The sequence below is a fragment of the Microbacterium sorbitolivorans genome (assembly GCF_003327285.1).
Taxonomy (GTDB): domain Bacteria; phylum Actinomycetota; class Actinomycetes; order Actinomycetales; family Microbacteriaceae; genus Microbacterium; species Microbacterium sorbitolivorans.
In genome coordinates this window covers 1,123,651-1,137,223 of record NZ_KZ848473.1, presented here as the reverse complement: position 1 = coordinate 1,137,223, position 13,573 = coordinate 1,123,651, and the positions used below count along the sequence as shown (strand labels likewise).

The following is a 13,573-nucleotide window of genomic DNA, read 5'->3' as shown; positions in this document are numbered from 1 at the left end:
GTGTTCTCGACGAAGAAGAACATCGTCCGTTTTGGCGCCGCGGCCGTCGCCACCATCACGGTCGGCGCGCTCGCCGGCTGCTCGAACGCCTCCGACGCGCCCGCCGAGCTGAGCGACGGCGACGTCACGATCTCGCTCGCGTACTGGGGCGGCGACGCCCGCGTCACGCAGACCAACGAGGTCATCGAGGCCTTCGAGGCGAAGTACCCGAACATCACGGTGCAGGCCGAGTCCTCCGACTGGACGGGCTACTGGGACGGCCTCGCCACCCGCACCGCCGCGAGCGACATGCCCGACGTCGTGCAGATGGACGAGCTGTACCTGGCGTCCTACGCCGACCGCGGCGCGCTCACCGACATGGGCGCCCTCGACATCGACACCGCGAACATCGAGGATTCGGCGCTCGCTACCGGCCAGATCGACGGCACGCAGTACGCATTCCCGCACGGCATCGCGACCTACGCGATCGTCGCGAACAAGGATCTGTTCGACGAGTACGGCATCGAGCTGCCCGACGACGAGACCTGGACGTGGGACGACGTCGCCGACCTCGCGAACGAGCTCACCGACAAGAGCGGCGGCGCCGTCACCGGCGCCGACCAGCTCGGCGGTTTCGACATCGGCGGCCTGAAGCACTGGGCGCGCTCGGAGGGCAACGAGGTCTTCGGCGAGGACGGCGAGGTCACGCTCGACCCGTCGATCCTGGCGAAGATGTGGCAGTTCGAGCTCGACCTGCAGGAGTCGGGCGGCATGAACTCGGCCGCCGCCATCACCGAGTCGTTCAACGCCGGCATCTCGGGCAACGACATGGCCACCGGCAAGGTCGGCCTCGCGGTCGCGTGGAACACCCAGCTCACCGCCCTGGCGCAGGCGAGCGGCGCGAGCCTCGTGCTTCTGAAGGCTCCCGAGCCCGAGGGCGTCGACCCGTCGTCATACAAGCCGTCGATGTTCTGGTCGATCGCCTCGACGAGCGAGCACAAGGCCGAGGCCGCCCTGTTCGTCGACTTCCTCGAGAACAGCGAAGAGTCGGCCGACATCATCCTCACCGAGCGCGGCGTTCCCGCGAACGACGAGATCCGCGCGGCGATCGCCGACCAGCTCTCGGCGACCGACCAGGCCGCGATCGAGTACCAAGATCGCGTGACCCCCGGCGCCGTCGCCCCGGTCGTGACGCCGAACGGCGCCTCGACGATCGAGGCGATCCTGCAGCGCTACACGCAGGAGGTCTTCGCTGGGCAGTCGACGCCGGAGACCGCGGCCGAGGCGTTCGTCGCCGAGCTGCAGACCGAGATCGATAACGCCCGATAAGCACCGGGCGAACAGCCAGGGGATGGGGGACGGGCATCGCGCCGTCCCCCATCCGTCGCCTCCACGAAGGAACGTTCACACCATGACCACGCCCGCCCGCTACCGTTCCGCCATCATCGGCACCGGAGCCATCGCCCACGCGCACGCCGAGGCGCTGACGAAGCTGTCCGACCGCGTCGAGCTCGTCGCCGTCGCCGACGTCGACGCCGACCGCGCCCGCGGCTTCGCCGACCAGTACGGCGTCGAGAAGACCTACGCCGACGCGGCCGAGCTCATCGCCTCCGAGAAGCTCGACCTCGTGCACGTGTGCACGCCTCCCGGATCCCACGTCCCGCTCGCGACGATCGCGATGCGGGCCGGCGTCGCGGTTCTCACCGAGAAGCCGACGGCCCTGAGCCTGGCGGAGCTCGACACCCTCGCCGAGGTCGAGCGCGAGACGGGCGTTCCCGTCCTGACGGTCTTCCAGCACCGCTTCGGCCGCGCCGCGCGCCGCCTCGCGGAGCTCGCGAACGACGGATCCCTCGGTCGCCCGCTCGTCGCGACCTGCGAGACGCTCTGGTACCGCGCCGATAGTTACTTCGACCTGCCCTGGCGCGGCAAGTGGGCCGTCGAGGGCGGTGGCCCCACGATGGGTCACGGCATCCACCAGTTCGACGTGCTGCTCGCGATCCTCGGCCCCTGGCAGAGCGTGAGCGCCATGGCGGCGCGCCAGACGCGCCCTACCGACACGGAGGACGTCTCGGTCGCCGTCGCGCGCTTCGAGAGCGGCGCGCTCGCGACGATCGTGAACTCGATCGTGTCGCCGCGCGAGACGAGCCGCCTGCGCTTCGACTTCGAGTACGCGACCGTCGAGGTCGAGCACCTCTACGGGTACACCGACGCCGACTGGACCTTCACCCCGGCGGAGGGCCACGCCGAGCTCGCCGAGAAGTGGAACCTCACCGACGACACCGAGATGTCGAGCCACACGCAGCAGCTCACCGCGATCTTCGACGCGTTCGACGCGGGTACGGATCCGGAGGTGTCGCTGGCCGACGCGACCCGTACGCTGGAGTTTGCCGCCGCAACCTACGCGTCGGCCTTCCGCGGCCGGCCGATCGCGGCGGGCGAGATCACCGTGGATGACCCGTTCCGCAAGAGCATGGATGGCGGCATGGTGCCCTGGGCGCCGCTGAAGGAGACGAACCGATGACGAACCTCACCATCACGCACGAGATCGACCGCGAGGTCGTCGTCCGCGACGGCGACGTCGAGCTGTTCCGCTACGTGTATATCCCCGACAACGTGCAGCTCGAGTCGCCGCGGCCGTACTTCTACCCGATCCGCACGCGCGCCGGGCTCGACACGGGGCTCTACCGCCCGCACGACCACGTGTGGCACAAAGGCATCACGTGGTCGCTGCCGGTCGTAAACAACGAGAACTTCTGGGGCGGCCCGACCTATGTGACGGGCGAGGGCTACGTGCAGCTGCCGAACAACGGCACGCAGGGCCACCGCCGCTTCACCGAGCTCAGCCAGTCGCCCGAGCGCGTCGTCATCGAGCACGAGCTCGACTGGACGACCGAGGCCGGGCTGCCGTACTTCTCGGAGACGCGCCGCATCACCGCCCAGGTGGCGAGCGACGACGCATGGATCCTCACCTTCGAGACGGTGCTCGACAACGTCTCGGGCGCCCCGATCTCGATCGGATCCCCGACGACCCGCGGCCGCGACAACGCCGGCTACGGCGGCCTGTTCTGGCGGGGTCTGCGCTCGTTCACCGACGGCGAGCTCGTCACGAGCGACGGCACCGGCACCGGAAGCGACCTGCGCGGCCAGCGCCACGAGTGGATGGCTTACGCCGGCAAGCACGACCACATCGACGCGTCGTCGCTCGTGCTCATGCTCGACGACACGCAGAACCCGCACCACCCGCCGCAGTGGTTCGCCCGCTCGGAGGAGTTCGCCGCGCTCAACCCCGCGCCGTTCTTCAGCGAGGAGGTCGTGATCGCGGCGGGGGAGTCGGCGACATTCCGCTACGGTGTGGGTATTGCCGACGGCGTCACCGCTGACGCTCCCGCACTGGCAGAGACCGTGCGCGGCATCCTTTCGAAGGGCTGATCATGAGCACGTTTCCCGGTGGTACCTCGCTTTCGTTCCTCGACGTGTATACGTCGCCGGCGCCCGATGGCATCTGTGGCGGAAGCCCGCACATGCACACCGCGTCGACGGAGTGCTACATCGCGGTCGGCGGGCGCGGGCAACTGCACTCGCTGACGAGCGAGGGCCACCGGGAAACCGACCTCGAACCCGGATCCATCACCTGGTTCACCCCCGGCACGATTCACCGCGCCGTCAACCTCGACAACGCCCGCTTCGTCGTGCTGATGTCGAACGCGGGGCTGCCCGAGGCGGGCGATGCCGTCATGACGTTCCCGAGCGAGTACCTCGAGAGCGTCGAGCGCTACCGCGAGGCGGCCGCCCTGCCGGTCGGCGCGTCGGACGAGGAGCTCGCGATCGCCGCGGCAAAGCGCCGCGACCTCGCGGTCGAGGGCTACCTCGTGATCCGCGACGCCATGATCGCGGGCGACGACGGCCCGCTGAAGCGCTTCCGCGAGCGTGCGGCCGAGATCGTCGCCGACCGCCTCTCGGGCTGGAACGCGATCGTCCAGGACGGCCCGCTGGCGCAGGCGCAGAACACCCTCGAGCTGCTCGCCCGCATGACGTCGGGCGACGCCTCGCACCTCGACGACGCCGCGCTCGTCTCGGGCCTCGAGCCCGCCCGCCGCTTCGGCATGTGCGGCAACCTGCGCGCCTACGACGTGGCGGTCCACTGAGATGAGCATGGCCCCGGGACGGCGGCCGACGTTGAAGGACGTCGCGAGGCTCGCGGAGGTATCGCACCAGACCGTCTCGCGATTCGTGAGCGGGGATCCGGCGATCCGCCAGGCGAACCGCGATCGGATCCAGGCCGCGATCGACGAGCTCGGCTACCGCCCCAACATCGTCGCGCGCTCGATGCGCATGCGGCGCAAGGGCCTCCTGAGCGTCGTCGCCCCGGCGACGACAGCCCCGCACACCCCCGCGAAGATGATGTCGGCGACGACTGCCGAGGCGCACGCGTTCGGCTACGAGGTCGAGGTCGTGCACGTCGCCGGCGGCGCGTCGGCGCGCACCAATCGGGCCCTCGAGCTCGCCGACTCGGGGTGGGTCGAGGGCGTGCTCTCGCTCGCGACCTTCGACGAGCGCGTGGGCCCCGGCACGAGGCCGGGCGGCGTGCCGATCATCGAGTTCGCCGTCTACGACGACCAGCTGCACGGTGCCGGCATCATGCTCGACGCGTCACCCATGATCGAGATCGTGGGGCGGCTCGCCGAGCTCGGCCACCGCGACTTCTTCCACGTGGGCGGCCCGGTCGGGCACCCCGCGTCCGACGAGCGCTTCGCGGTTTACGACCGGGCGGTCTCGGCCCGCGGGCTGACGTCGCACGGATCCGCCCGCGGACCGTTCGACGGCTCGACGGGCGTCGAGGCCATCGAGGCCCTGCCGATCGACTCGCCCGTGACGGCCGTCGTCTGCGCCAACGACGAGCTGGCCGCCGGCGTGCTGCTCGGGGCGAGCAGGCGCGGCTGGAGCGTGCCCGGGCGCCTCAGCGTGACGGGGTGGGACAACCGCCAGGTCGGCAAGTACATGCCGCCGGGGCTCACGACCGTCATCGTCGACCACGAGACCGTCGGCCGCACGGCGATGGGCACGTTGATCGCGGCGCTCCGCGGAGAGCCGGCGCCCGTCGCCGACTTCCGCGAGCTGAACACCGTCGTGTGGCGCGGATCCGTGGGTCCGCGACCTTAGCCGCGCACGTCGAAGCGGATCCGCATCGTCGTTTCCTCCGGCAGGTGCCGGTACTTGGGGTGCACTGCGGCGCCGCAGGACGCGGATCCGAGCCCGTATTGGTACGCGTCGAGCGTGAGCCAGACGCGGTCGCCGGCGACGAGGTCGGACGGGTGGGTCGCCGCCGCGAGCTGTTCGGTCGTCCAGCGGCGCGCCGTGAAGCCGAAGGGCTCGGCGCCCGAGACGCGCAGCGACGCGCCGTCGGTCGACGTCAGCTCGACCCACCGGGTCTCGGAGCGCTGGCCGTTGTCCTGCGGCATGACGTACGGCGTCTGCAGGCCGTCGATGCTCGACCGGTAGCGCCCGATGAGGGCGGCGCGGTGCGAGTCGACGTAGCTCTCGCCGGGGCCGCGGCCGAACCACTCGGCGTCGGAGAACACGCCGGGAAGGCCCAGCCGGATGCCGAGGCGGGGGAGCGGCGTCGTCCACTCGCCCTCGGGCGTCACCGTCAGGGCGAGGTCGAGCCCGCCGCCGTCGCTCGTCCAGAGCCATCGGCTAACGAGGGCGAGACGGGAGTTCGCCGCCGCCGTGCGGGTCACGACCTCGAGCGAGTCGCCGCGCCACGTCACCTCGTCGGTGCGGTGGTGCATGCGGTCGAGGCCCTCCCTCAGCCACGCGTCCATGACGGGAGGCTCGAAGCCCCAGAAACAGTGGTCGTTGTCGATCGGCGCGCGCCACACGTCGAGGTGCGGGGCATCGACCAGCAGCGGGCCGAGGCTTTCGAGGCGGCCGTGGCCGTCGAAGGATCCGGGCCCGACGGCGGGCTCCGCGACGGTCACCCGGGCGGGCTCCCGCGTGGCGGGCTCCGTGAGCTGCCACTGCCCGGTCGCGACCTCGTGCCCCGCCTCGGCCCACGGGGCGTCGGCCGCGAGCACGGCTCGCACGGTGAACCAGGTCTCGCCGGCGGTCTCGGGGAGGTCCGGCATCGCGATCTCGACGACCTCGCGCGCCGGAACCGGCGGCAGGTCGAGGGTCCCGGAGGCGACGACCTCGCCCTCCGTCTCGAGACTCCAGCGCGCCGCGAGGTCGCGCGTCGTGACGGCGTCGCGCGCGCTCTCGAGGCGGATCCGGTCGCTCGCAGCCTCGATGCGCAGCGGCTCGAAGACCTTCTTCGCCTCGATGAGGCCGGGCGACGGGGTGCGGTCGGGGAAGAGCAGGCCGTCGGCGACGAAGTGGCCGTCGTGGATCTCCTCGCCGAAGTCGCCGCCGTAGCCGTAGAACTCGCGGCCCTCGGCGTCGGTCGTGAGGATCGCCTGGTCGATCCACTCCCAGATGAAGCCGCCCGCGAGGCGCGGGTAGCGGTCGAAGAGCTCCTGGTACTCGGTGAGGCCGCCGGGGCCGTTGCCCATCGCGTGGGCGTACTCGGAGAGGATGAAGGGCTGGGCGCGGCGGTGCGCGTCGAGCGCCGCGTCGTCGAGCGCCTCCTCCTCGCGCCTGCCGAGCGCCTCGAGGTCGTGGAAGTCGAGGTACATGTTCGCGTGGATGTCGACGTGCTCGCTCGTAAAGTCGCGCTCGTAATGGATCAGGCGGGTCGTGTCGAGCTCTCGACCCGCGTTCGCCATGGGCGCGATGTTGCGGCCGGGGCCGCACTCGTTACCGAGCGACCACATGAGGATGCTCGGGCGGTTGCGATCGCGGATCACCATGCGGCGCATGCGCTCGACGAGGGCCGGCTGCCAGCGCTCGTCGTCGACGGGGTTGCCGGGGCCGGATGAGAAGCCCTGGCCGCCGAAGCCGTGCGTCTCGAAATCGCACTCGTCGATGACCCACAGGCCGTACTCGTCGCACAGCTCGAGGAAGCGCGGGTGCGGCGGGTAGTGGCTCGTGCGCACGGCGTTGAGGTTGTGGCGCTTCATCAGCAGTACGTCGTCGAGCATCGTCTGCTCGTCGAGCGCGCGGCCCGTCTCGGGATGGAACTCGTGCCGATTGACGCCGCGGAACTGGATCGGGCGGCCGTTGACGACGAGCACGCCGTCCGCGACCTCGACGCGGCGGAAGCCGATCGCCAGCTCGATCGTCTCCGACTCCGAGGCGAGCGTGCCGCGATACAGGCGCGGCTCCTCGGCTGACCAAGGCTCGACCGCGAGCTCGACGCTCTCGCCGGCGGCGACGTCGACGCCCAGCTCGGGGACGACGAGGCGCGCGGGCACGTCGGCGGTCGCCGACAGCGTGCCGAGGCCCGCCGCGGCGTCGAAGTCGGCCGTGATCACGTGGTCGCCGATGGATCCGTCGGGCCGGTGCAGCAGCGTCACCTCGCGGAAGAGGCCCGACAGCCACCACATGTCCTGATCCTCGATGTACGAGTTCGCCGACCACTGCGCGACCCGTACGGCGACGAGGTTGCGCTCGCCGCGGCGCACGTGATCCGTGACGTCGAACTCGTTCGGCAGGCGGCTCGCGCTCGTCGATCCGATCTCGGATCCGTTGACCCAGACGCGCGCGAACGAGTCGACGCCTTCGAAGCGCAGCACGATGCGGCCGCCGTCCCAGCTCGCGGGCACGTCAAACTCGCGGGCGTAGTCGCCCGTCGGGTTCTCGTCGGGCACGCGGGGCACGTCGACGGGGATGGGGTAGCGCTGGTTCGTGTAGATCGGGGCGCCGTGGCCCTGCAGCTGCCAGTGACCCGGCACCTTGATCTCGCCCCAGCCCTCGGGCAGGGCCTCGACGAAGTCGGCCGGGGCCTCGGGGGAGTCGCCGTAGCGGAAGGCCCACGTGCCCGAGAGGTCGACTCGGCCGGCGTCGGAGCGGCTCCAGGCGCGCGGCGGGAGGGTGCCCCTCGAAGTCTCGAACATCTCGTGGGGGCGGGGAGGTCGGGTCACGGCTATGCGTCCTTGCATGGGAGTGGGGATATTCAGCCCAGTCTGCCAGAGCCTGGGCCGCGGGCGCCCGTCAGGCGAGGAGGGCGATGCCGAGCTCGGCCGTCTTGACCGGGAGTCCCGTCTCGAGCGAGATGTTGCCGGCGATGCCGACCGCGATCGAGCGCACGCCGTCGGTCCAGTCGGCCGGCCGGGCCAGCGGATCCTCGCCCGGGCCGACGAAGAGGTCGCGCAGCAATAGGGCGTCGCCGCCGCCGTGCCCGCCGGGGCCGGAGGCGATGTCGATCTCGACCGGCTCCTCCCAGTGGCGCTGCAGGATCAGGCGGTCGGCGACGGGGCGGAGGGAGCCGGCCTCGACCGCCGAGTAGCTCGGGTCGAGCACGGGGTGCAGCCCCTCGGTCTCGGCGAGGGATCCGCGCTCGACGACGTCGAGCTCGACGCGGCCCTCGGTGCCGTTGACGGCGACGCGGTAGCCCTCCCACGGCGCGTGGGCGTTGAGCGAGTAGCTGAGGGTGGCGCCGGAGGCGTAGTCGACGATGAGGGCGAGATTGTCTTCGATCGTGATGCCGTCGGTGAAGACGTCGCGGTCGCGCACATACCCGTCGCCGCCCGCCTCGCCGAGGTAGAGCGCCTCGAGGCGCGGGTCGTCGCGCAGGTCGAGCTCGAAGGCGTCGTGGCTGCCGTCGTGCGTGCCGCGCTCGGGCCGCTGCGCGAGCCCGCGCTCGGCGGCGTTGTCGGATCCGTAAAAGCGCAGCGCCCCGGACGCGAAGACGCGGCGGGGTTCGGACGCGATCCACCAGTTCACGAGGTCGAAGTGGTGGCTCGACTTGTGGACGAGGAGGCCGCCCGCGTTGGCCTTGTCGCGGTGCCAGCGGCGGAAGTAATCGGCGCCGTGCTTGGTGTCGAGCATCCACGAGAAGTCGATCGACGTGACCTTGCCGATGCGGCCCGACTGGATGACCTCGCGCAGCGCCGAGTTGCGCGGCGAATAGCGGTAGTTGAAGGTAACGACGACGTTCCGGCCCGTGCGGGCGACCGCGTCCTCGATCGCCGCGGCCGACTCGGCGTTGACCGTGAGGGGCTTTTCGACCATCACGTCGACGCCCGCATCGAGGCAGCGCACGATGAGGCCCGCGTGGGTGTCGTCGCGCGAGGCGATGATGACCCGGTCGATCTTCTCGTCGCGGATCATCGCCTCGAGGTCATCGGGGCCCCAGACGCTCGGGGCGGCGACGCCCTTCGCCGACATGCGGTCGACGTAATAGGCCGCGCGCGCCGCGTTCGGGTCGCAGAGCGCGACGAGCTCGGCGATGTCGCGATAGGTGTCGGTGATGGCATCGACGTACATTTCGGCGCGGTGGCCGGTGCCGACGAGGGCGTAACGAGTGGTCGTCATTGATCTCTTCCTCAACGCTTGTGAGAACGTTCACGCTAGCAGATCGCGCGGCGCCGCCCCTACGCCCAGGGGTGGGCCGCGAGGGCGCGCAGGAGATCGGTGCGCCAGACCGCCCAGTCGTGTCCGCCCGTGGCCGATTCGAGCGCGACCGGCCGCGGATTATCGCCCGCGGATGCGCGTTCCGCGGGCGATATCTGGTTGAATGGGACGATCTGCGCCGCGCTCTAGAAACGTTTCTAGAACCGGCGCCTCACACAAAGGAGTGACCCACCTCATGCATTACGGCGGCGACTACAACCCCGAGCAGTGGGACGAATCGGTCTGGCAAGAAGACGTCCGCCTCATGCGCGAGGCCGGGGTCACCATGGTGCGCGTCGGCGTGTTCGCGTGGGCGAAGATCCAGCCCGAGGAGGGCGTCTTCGAGTGGGAGTGGCTCGACCGCGTCGTCGACCTGCTGCACAGCAACGGCATCCAGGTGTCGATGGCGACCGCGACGGCGACGCCGCCGCCGTGGGCGACGACGAAGTACCCCGAGATGCTCCCGAAGGACGCCGACGGATCGACGTTCTGGCACGGATCCCGCCAGGCGTACGCGCCGAGCTCGCCCGTCTACCGTCGCCTCGCGCGCGAGCTGCTGACGGCTCTCGCCGAGCGCTACGCGCACCACCCGGCCGTGGGTATGTGGGTGGCGAACAACGAGTACGGCTGCCACCTCAACTACGACTACTCCGACAACGCGGCGGTCGCATTCCGCCTGTGGCTGCAGAAGAAGTACGGCTCGCTCGAGGCGCTCAACGCCGCGTGGGGCACCATGTTCTGGTCGCAGCGCTACACGGCGTGGGACGAGATCGTGCCGATGCGCAAGGCGCCCTACAGCCTGAACCCCGGCGGGTTGCTCGACTTCAAGCGGTTCACCTCCGACACGCTCCTCGAGCTATTCATCATGGAACGCGACATCGTCAAGGCGGCGGGCGCCACGCAGCCCGTCACGACGAACCTCATGGGCTTCTTCCCGCCCGCCGACTACTGGAAGTGGGCCCCGCACCTCGACCTCGTCACCGACGACAACTACGCAGATCCGAACGACCCCGAGACCTTCCGCGGATCCGCCTTCACGCGCGACCTCATGCGCTCGCTGAAGAAGGACGTGCCGTGGATGCTCCTCGAGCAGGCCCCGAACGACGTCAACTGGCGCCCCACCAACGCCCCGAAGGCGCCGCGGCAGATGAAGGCGCTGTCGATCCAGGCCGTCGCCCGCGGCGCCGACGGCATCAACTTCTTCCAGTGGCGGCAGTCGCGCCGCGGGAGCGAGCGCTTCCACTCGGGCATGGTGCCCCACGCCGGCACCAACACCCGCACCTGGCGCGAGATCACCGACCTCGGCGCGACGCTGCGGGCGCTCCCGGACCTCGGATCCACCGCCTCCGGCGCGCGCGTCGCGATCGCGTTCGACTGGGAGGCGCGCTGGGCGCTCGACGCCCCCGACCACCCCGGCGAGATCGACTACGGATCCCTCATCCCGCGCTGGCACGCGGCCCTGCACCGCCAGCAGATCCTCGTCGACCTCGTGCACCCCGCCGAGGACGTCTCGGCCTACGACCTCGTCATCGCCCCGCACCTCTACCTGCTGGGCGACGAGGCCGCCGCGAACCTCACGGCGTTCGTGAAGCGCGGCGGGCACCTGCTCGTCGCGGCCTTCAGCGACGTCGTCGACGCCGACGACGCCTTCCGCGAGGGCGGCTTCCAGGTTGCCCTGCGCGAGGTGCTCGGAGTCACGGCCGAGGAGTTCGGCGCGCTCGTGCCGCCCGTCACCGCCGCCGCCGGCACGTCGGCGGGCGACACCACCGGATCCGTCGTCGCGGCCGGCGGCCCCGGTGAAAACCATGCGAACGTCGAGCTCGCGGGCGAGACCGTGCGCGGCGAGTTCTTCGCCGAGCAGCTGCAGATCCTGGATCCGTCGGTCGAGACCGTCGCGCGCTTCAGCTCGGGACGCCTCACGGGCGAGCCGGCGCTGACGAGCAAGACCACCGGATCCGGGCGCGCGCACTACCTCGCGACGATCCCCGACGACGACGGGATGCGCGCCATCACGGCGTGGGCGGCGAGCGAGGCGGGCGTGGATCCGGTGCTCGAGGTGCCGAGCGAAATGATCGAGGTCTCGCGCCGCGGTGATGTCACGACGATCATCAACTTCGACACCCGCGCCCACACCGTGTCGGTTGGCGGCACCCTGCTCGACAGCGGCGAGGCCATCACGGGCGCTACGCTCGAACCGTTCGGCTACGTCATGTTGAAGGAGACACGATGACCGCACCGTATATGGCGGCGGGGAACCTCGTCCGGGTCTATCCCGCGGCGGAACCCACCGGTGCAGGGCTCGTCTGGGCGCACGGCGGCGCCTTCGTGCACGGCACGATCGACATGGCCGAGTCGGACTGGGTGGGGCGCGAGCTCGCCGCCCGCGGTGTCACCGTTCTGTCGGTCGACTACCGCCTGACGACCGAGACGGCGCACCACTATCCGGCGGCCTCCGACGACATCCTCGCCGCCTGGGCGTGGACCCGCGAGCACGCCGACGAGCTGCGGATCAACCCCCGCAAGCTCGCGATCGGCGGCACGAGCGCCGGCGGAAACCTCGCGGCCGGCGCGATCCTGCGCCTGCGCGGGCACGCCGCGGCGCCCGCCCTCGCGGTCCTCGCGTACCCGACGCTGCTCGCCGAGCAGCCGGCGCCGTCGGGCGAGCTGCGCGAGAAGCTCCTCGCCTCGGGGGACCCCGACCGCTTCGCGACCGATCGGGTGCGCGCGATGTACGAGTTCTATCTCGGCGGACCCGTCGACGGCGCGCCCTCGGGCGCGATCCCGGGGCTCGCGAGCGACGAGGAACTCGCCGAGTTCCCGCCGACGATCATGGTCAACGGCGACGTCGACCAGCTACGCGTCTCGGGGGAGCACTTCGCCGCGCGACTCGAGAAGCTCGGCCGCGACGTCGAGGTCTTCATTGAGCCCGGCACGAGCCACGGGCACCTCAACCACCCGGACGAGGGCACCGCGGCGCACGACACGATCCGCCGCATCACCGAGCGCATGGCCAGGCTATGACGACCTCGCTCGCGATGATCGGGACGGGCTGGCGCTCCCAGTTCATCCTCGACGTCGCGGCGGCCCTTCCCGAGCGCTTCGAGATCGTGGGCGTGACCTCGCGCACTCGGTCGAAGAGCGACGCGCTCGCCGCGCGTTACGGCGTCCCGGCGTTCGACACGCTTGACGAGCTGCTCGCGCACCGCCGGCCCGACTTCCTCGTGCTCTCCGTCGCCGGGCACGCGACGCCGGCGCTCCTCGCCGAGGCGCACCGGGTGGGCATCCCGGTGCTGACCGAGACGCCACCCGCGGGGTCGATCGACGAGCTCGTGGCGCTGTGGAACGATATCGGGCCCGACGCCCGCGTGCAGGTCGCCGAGCAGTACCACCTGCAGCCGCTCCACGCGGCGCAGATCGCGATCGCCCGATCCGGCGTGCTCGGCGAGGTCGGCGAGGCGCGCGTGTCGATCAGCCACGGATACCACGCCGTGAGCGTCATGCGGCTCCTCCTCGGCGTCGGCTTCGACGACGCCACGATCACGGCGCTGCCCGCGGTCTCGTGGCCGCTCACCGGCGGGCCGGGGCGCGGGGGAGACCCCGTCGCCGAGACGATCGTCATGAACGAGCAGGTGCTCGCGCAGGTCGATTTCGGCGGACGAGTCGGCGTCTACGACTGGTCGAGCGCGCAAAACCGCTCTTGGATCCGCGGGCCCCGCACCCTCACCCGCGGCACCCGCGGCGAGATCGATCACCTCGAGGTGCGATACCTCGAAGACGCGCGCACGCCCATCCAGTACACGCTGCGACGCGTCGAGGGCGGGCAGTTCACGAACATGGAAGACAAGTTCCTGCGCGGCATCATCGCGGGCGAGCGCTACGTCGACACCAACGAGTTCGCCCCGGCGCGCCTCATCGACGACGACATCGCCGTCGCCCGCTGCCTCGTGGGCATGGCCTCATACGCCGCCGGTGGCGAGGGGTTCTACTCCCTCGCCGAGGCGTCGCAGGATCACTACCTCGGGCTGTCGATCATGCGCGCCCACGCCACGGGCGAGCCCGTGCGCACCGTGCCGCAGGTGTGGGCGCGGGGCGCCTAGCCGCCTCG

The 13,573-nt window shown here is 70.9% G+C and carries 10 protein-coding genes; 8 read left to right on the top strand and 2 right to left on the bottom strand.

Annotation, left to right across the window (positions count from 1 at the left end):
• The 5 genes from DTO57_RS05615 to DTO57_RS05595 all read left to right on the top strand — a co-directional run bounded on the left by DTO57_RS05615 (position 1) and on the right by DTO57_RS05595 (position 5,139).
• On the top strand, positions 1 to 1,308 hold the full coding sequence (locus tag DTO57_RS05615; RefSeq protein WP_114117179.1) for an ABC transporter substrate-binding protein: 1,308 nt from the start codon (positions 1 to 3) through the stop codon (positions 1,306 to 1,308).
• Positions 1,309 to 1,390: 82 nt separating this feature from the next.
• The gene (locus tag DTO57_RS05610) at positions 1,391 to 2,500 is read left to right on the top strand and encodes a Gfo/Idh/MocA family protein (RefSeq protein WP_114117178.1); all 1,110 of its coding nucleotides are present in this window, start codon (positions 1,391 to 1,393) and stop codon (positions 2,498 to 2,500) included.
• Positions 2,497 to 3,408 (top strand): DUF6807 domain-containing protein, encoded by a 912-nt coding sequence (locus DTO57_RS05605; RefSeq protein WP_114117177.1) that lies wholly within the window; start codon positions 2,497 to 2,499, stop codon positions 3,406 to 3,408. Before DTO57_RS05610 ends, DTO57_RS05605 begins: the two co-directional genes overlap by 4 nt.
• A 2-nt stretch (positions 3,409 to 3,410) precedes the next feature.
• Positions 3,411 to 4,124, top strand: a complete 714-nt coding sequence (locus DTO57_RS05600) for a cupin domain-containing protein (protein WP_114117176.1) — start codon at positions 3,411 to 3,413, stop codon at positions 4,122 to 4,124.
• Between the two features lies 1 nt (position 4,125).
• Positions 4,126 to 5,139 (top strand): LacI family DNA-binding transcriptional regulator, encoded by a 1,014-nt coding sequence (locus DTO57_RS05595; RefSeq protein ID WP_222843222.1) that lies wholly within the window; start codon positions 4,126 to 4,128, stop codon positions 5,137 to 5,139.
• Here the strand turns inward: DTO57_RS05595 and DTO57_RS05590 are convergent.
• Entirely contained in the window at positions 5,136 to 7,997 is a 2,862-nt protein-coding gene (locus DTO57_RS05590) for a glycoside hydrolase family 2 TIM barrel-domain containing protein (RefSeq protein WP_229730523.1), read from the bottom strand. The genes DTO57_RS05595 and DTO57_RS05590 overlap by 4 nt on opposite strands.
• A 70-nt stretch (positions 7,998 to 8,067) precedes the next feature.
• Complete coding sequence (locus tag DTO57_RS05585; protein ID WP_114117174.1) at positions 8,068 to 9,390, bottom strand: Gfo/Idh/MocA family protein; 1,323 nt, start codon at positions 9,388 to 9,390, stop codon at positions 8,068 to 8,070.
• Between the two features lie 274 nt (positions 9,391 to 9,664).
• On the opposite strand from DTO57_RS05585, the gene DTO57_RS05580 reads away from it, so the two are divergent.
• The 3 genes from DTO57_RS05580 to DTO57_RS05570 are packed head-to-tail and all read left to right on the top strand — an operon-like array spanning position 9,665 to position 13,565.
• Positions 9,665 to 11,698, top strand: a complete 2,034-nt coding sequence (locus tag DTO57_RS05580) for a beta-galactosidase (protein ID WP_162785668.1) — start codon at positions 9,665 to 9,667, stop codon at positions 11,696 to 11,698.
• A complete protein-coding gene (locus DTO57_RS05575) occupies positions 11,695 to 12,489 on the top strand; it encodes an alpha/beta hydrolase (protein ID WP_114117172.1) in 795 nt (264 codons plus the stop codon). The genes DTO57_RS05580 and DTO57_RS05575 overlap by 4 nt, the downstream gene beginning before the upstream one ends.
• Positions 12,486 to 13,565 carry a Gfo/Idh/MocA family protein gene (locus DTO57_RS05570; protein ID WP_114117171.1) on the top strand — a complete coding sequence of 360 codons (1,080 nt, stop codon included), beginning with the start codon at positions 12,486 to 12,488 and terminating at the stop codon, positions 13,563 to 13,565. The genes DTO57_RS05575 and DTO57_RS05570 overlap by 4 nt, the downstream gene beginning before the upstream one ends.
• Positions 13,566 to 13,573: the final 8 nt, after the last annotated feature.